Consider the following 3,303-nt stretch of genomic DNA (forward strand, 5'->3'; position numbering starts at 1 on the left):
TATCGCCGCGTTGCACGGTATAGGCTCCCGCCTGACAGAGCAGCGTGCAGGCCAGGGCCAGCAGCCAGGGCCGCCCTGCGCTCACACCGGTTCCTTGGCCGCGTGGCTCAGCACTTCGTAGCCGTCTTCCGTGACCAGCACCAGGTCTTCGATCCGCACGCCGCCCACCCCGGGCAGGTAGGCACCGGGTTCGATGGTGATGACCATGCCCGCTTCCAGCACGTCCTGGCTGCTGCCGCGTAGACCCGGCGCCTCATGGACTTCGAGGCCTACGCCGTGGCCCAGCGAGTGCGCGAACGCTTCGCCCAGGCCATGCCCAGTCAGGATGTCGCGGGCCAGCTTGTCGAGGTCGGCGGCGCGCATCCCCGGCTTGATGGCCCGCACGGCTGCTTCCTCAGCCTCCAGGACAGCGTTGTACACCCTCTTCATCTCGGCGCTGGGCGTCCCGACCGCCACCGTGCGGGTCATGTCTGAGTTGTAGCCGTGCAGTTTGGCCCCCATGTCCACCGTGACCAGGTCGCCGTCCTCAATGACGCGGGCGCTGGCGTGACCGTGCGGCTTGGCTCCGTTGGGGCCGCTGGCGACAATCAGGTCGAAGGCGCTTTCGGCCCCGGCGCGGCGCAGGTGGGTTTCGATTTCGGCGGCGATGTCGAGTTCGCGCACTCCGGCCCGAATCAGGGGACGCACCTCGGCGTACACCTCGTCGGCAAGGGCCTGCGCTGCACGGATGGCCGCCACTTCATCGGCAGTTTTGACGGCCCGCAGCCCACCGAGCAGCCCGCGCAACGGCACCAGCGTCGAGTCGGGCCACGCCACGCGCAGGTCTTCGAGTTCGGCCACCGTCAGGCTCTCGGCCTCAAAGCCCACGCGCAGGCCGCGCAACGTACCCGCCGCGTGTTCGTAAGTGGCAGGGGGGCGGGCGATGTGCTGCGGCAGGCCCGATTCCTCGGCGGCCTGCACGGTGTAGCGAGAGTCGGTGTAGAGCGTGGCCCCCTGAGAAGTGACCAGCACCTTGCCGTCCTCGGCACTCGAAAATCCCGACAGCCAGCGCACTCCCGCCGGGTCGCTGACCCAGAGGGCGTCCACACCAGCGCGGCCCAGAACCGGGCCCAAAGCTTCCAATTTGGTCATGGCTGCGAGGGTAACACGCGCTCCTCGCGCCTCCCAACGCGTCGGCGCTGGACTGCGTCTGTCCCCTCAGCAGAGACAGCAGACGTCTGACGCGCCCTCGCCCCGTATACTCGTTTATCGGGACAATAAACTTTTCGACCCCCCCCATCCAAACGGGGGTCATTCCCACCACAGGAGGCAAGACCGTGAAACTCCACGAGTATCAGGGCAAAGAAGTGCTGCGCCAGTACGGCGTCAACGTGCAGGAAGGCAAAGTCGCCACCACTCCCGAAGAAGTGCAGGCCATCTACAAGGAATACGGCCAGCCTGTGGTCGTCAAGGCCCAGGTGCATGTGGGCGGACGCGGCAAGGCGGGCGGCGTGAAGTTCAGCCCCAGCGAGGAAAAGGCGCTGGAAAACGCCAAGAACATCCTGGGCATGGATATCAAGGGCCTGACCGTCGAGAAGGTGCTGGTGACCAAGGCCGTCGACATTGACGCGGGCACCGAGTACTACGTCGGCATGATCGTGGACCGCAACGTGCAGAGCTACACCCTGATGGCCTCCGCCGAGGGCGGCATGGAAATCGAGGAAGTGGCCGCCGCCACCCCCGAAAAAATCATCAAGCACCGCGTTGATCCCGTCACTGGCCTGCGCCCCTACGAAGCGCGTGAAGTCGCCATCAAGGCCGGATTCAAGGGCAACCTGAACAAGATTGCCGACATGATGGTCAAGATGAGCAAGGCCGCCTTCGAGCGCGACGCCGTGCTGGTCGAGATCAACCCGCTGTTCGTGGACGCCGACGGCAACCCGCTGGCGCTCGACACCAAGTTCGAAGTGGACGACAACGCCATGTACCGCCACAAGGACATCGCCCACTACCGCGAACTGTCCGCCGAGCACCCCCTCGAAGTGGAAGCGAGCGAGTACGGCTTCGCCTACGTCAAGCTGGACGACGGCAACGTGGGCGTGCTGGGCAACGGCGCCGGCATCGTGATGACCACCCTGGACGTGGTGAACCGCGCCGGAGCCAAGCCCGCCAACTTCCTCGACATCGGCGGTGGTGCCAAGGCCGACGTGGTGTACAACGCCGTCAAGCTGGTGTCCAAAGACCCCGACGTGAAGGCCATCTTCATCAACATCTTCGGTGGCATCACCCGCGCCGACGAAGTGGCGAAGGGCGTGATTCAGGCGCTGGAGGAAGGCATCCTGACCAAGCCGGTGCGCATGCGTATCGCCGGGACCGCCGAGGACGAAGCCAAGGCGCTGCTCGCCGAGAAGAACAGCGACCTGATCAAGATGTACCCCACCATGTTCGAAGCCGCAGGTGAAGCGGCCAAGGAAGCGAACGCACTGGGAGGCAAGTAAGCATGGGCATTCTGGTTGACAAGAACAGCAAAGTCATCGTGCAGGGCATGACCGGCTCCGAAGGTGCCAAGCACAGCCGCGCGATGAAGGAATTCGGCACCCAGGTCGTCGCGGGCGTGACCCCCGGCAAGGGCGGTCAGGACTTCGAGGGCTGGCCCATCTACAACTCGGTGGCCGAAGCCAAGGAAAAGCACGGCGCGAACGTGAGCATCATCTTCGTGCCTCCCGCTGGCGCTGCCGACGCCGTGCTGGAAGCCGCGCACGCGGGCATTCCCCTCATCGTCCTGATTACCGAAGGCGTGCCCACCGTGGACATGATGCGTGCTGTGCAGGAAGTCAAACAGCTTGACGCCGAGAGCCGCAAGAGCGGCGGTCAGGGCATCCGCCTGATCGGTGGCAACTGCCCCGGCCTGGTGACCAACGGGGAAGCCAAGGTGGGCATCATGCCCAACCGCATCTACACCAACCCCGGTCGCATCGGCCTGATCTCGCGCTCGGGCACGCTGACCTACGAAGCCGCCAAGCTGCTGAACGACGCCGGAATGGGCACCAGCACCACCGTGGGCATCGGGGGCGACCCTGTCATCGGTACCACCTTCGCCGACGTGCTGCCCATGTTCGAGGCCGACCCCGATACCGACGCCGTAGTGGTCATCGGTGAAATCGGTGGTGCCGACGAAGAAGCCGCCGCCGAGTACATCAAGCAGAACATGAAAAAGCCCGTCGTGGCCTTCATTTCTGGCCGCTCGGCTCCTGCGGGTAAGCGCATGGGTCACGCGGGCGCCATCATCATGGGCGACGTGGGCACCCCCGAGAGCAAGCTGGC

3 protein-coding genes are annotated in these 3,303 nt (G+C 65.2%); 2 read left to right on the plus strand and 1 reads right to left on the minus strand.

All coding sequences use genetic code 11. The annotated features are described in order from the left end of the window. Positions 1 to 81 precede the first annotated feature (81 nt). Positions 82 to 1,131, minus strand: a complete 1,050-nt coding sequence (locus Q4C89_RS13865) for a Xaa-Pro peptidase family protein (RefSeq protein WP_303103213.1) — start codon at positions 1,129 to 1,131, stop codon at positions 82 to 84. A gap of 185 nt (positions 1,132 to 1,316) precedes the next feature. Here Q4C89_RS13865 and sucC point away from each other — a divergent pair, with 185 nt between their 5' ends. Further along, positions 1,317 to 2,477, plus strand: coding sequence for an ADP-forming succinate--CoA ligase subunit beta (gene sucC, locus Q4C89_RS13870; RefSeq protein WP_303103214.1), 1,161 nt, complete (start codon positions 1,317 to 1,319; stop codon positions 2,475 to 2,477). Positions 2,478 to 2,479: 2 nt separating this feature from the next. Beyond that, positions 2,480 to 3,303, plus strand: an 824-nt coding sequence (gene sucD / locus Q4C89_RS13875) for a succinate--CoA ligase subunit alpha (protein WP_303103215.1), incomplete at its 3' end; no start/stop codon positions are given.

Origin of the sequence: Deinococcus sp. (genome assembly GCF_030523985.1) — a bacterium.
Taxonomy (GTDB): Bacteria; Deinococcota; Deinococci; order Deinococcales; family Deinococcaceae; genus Deinococcus.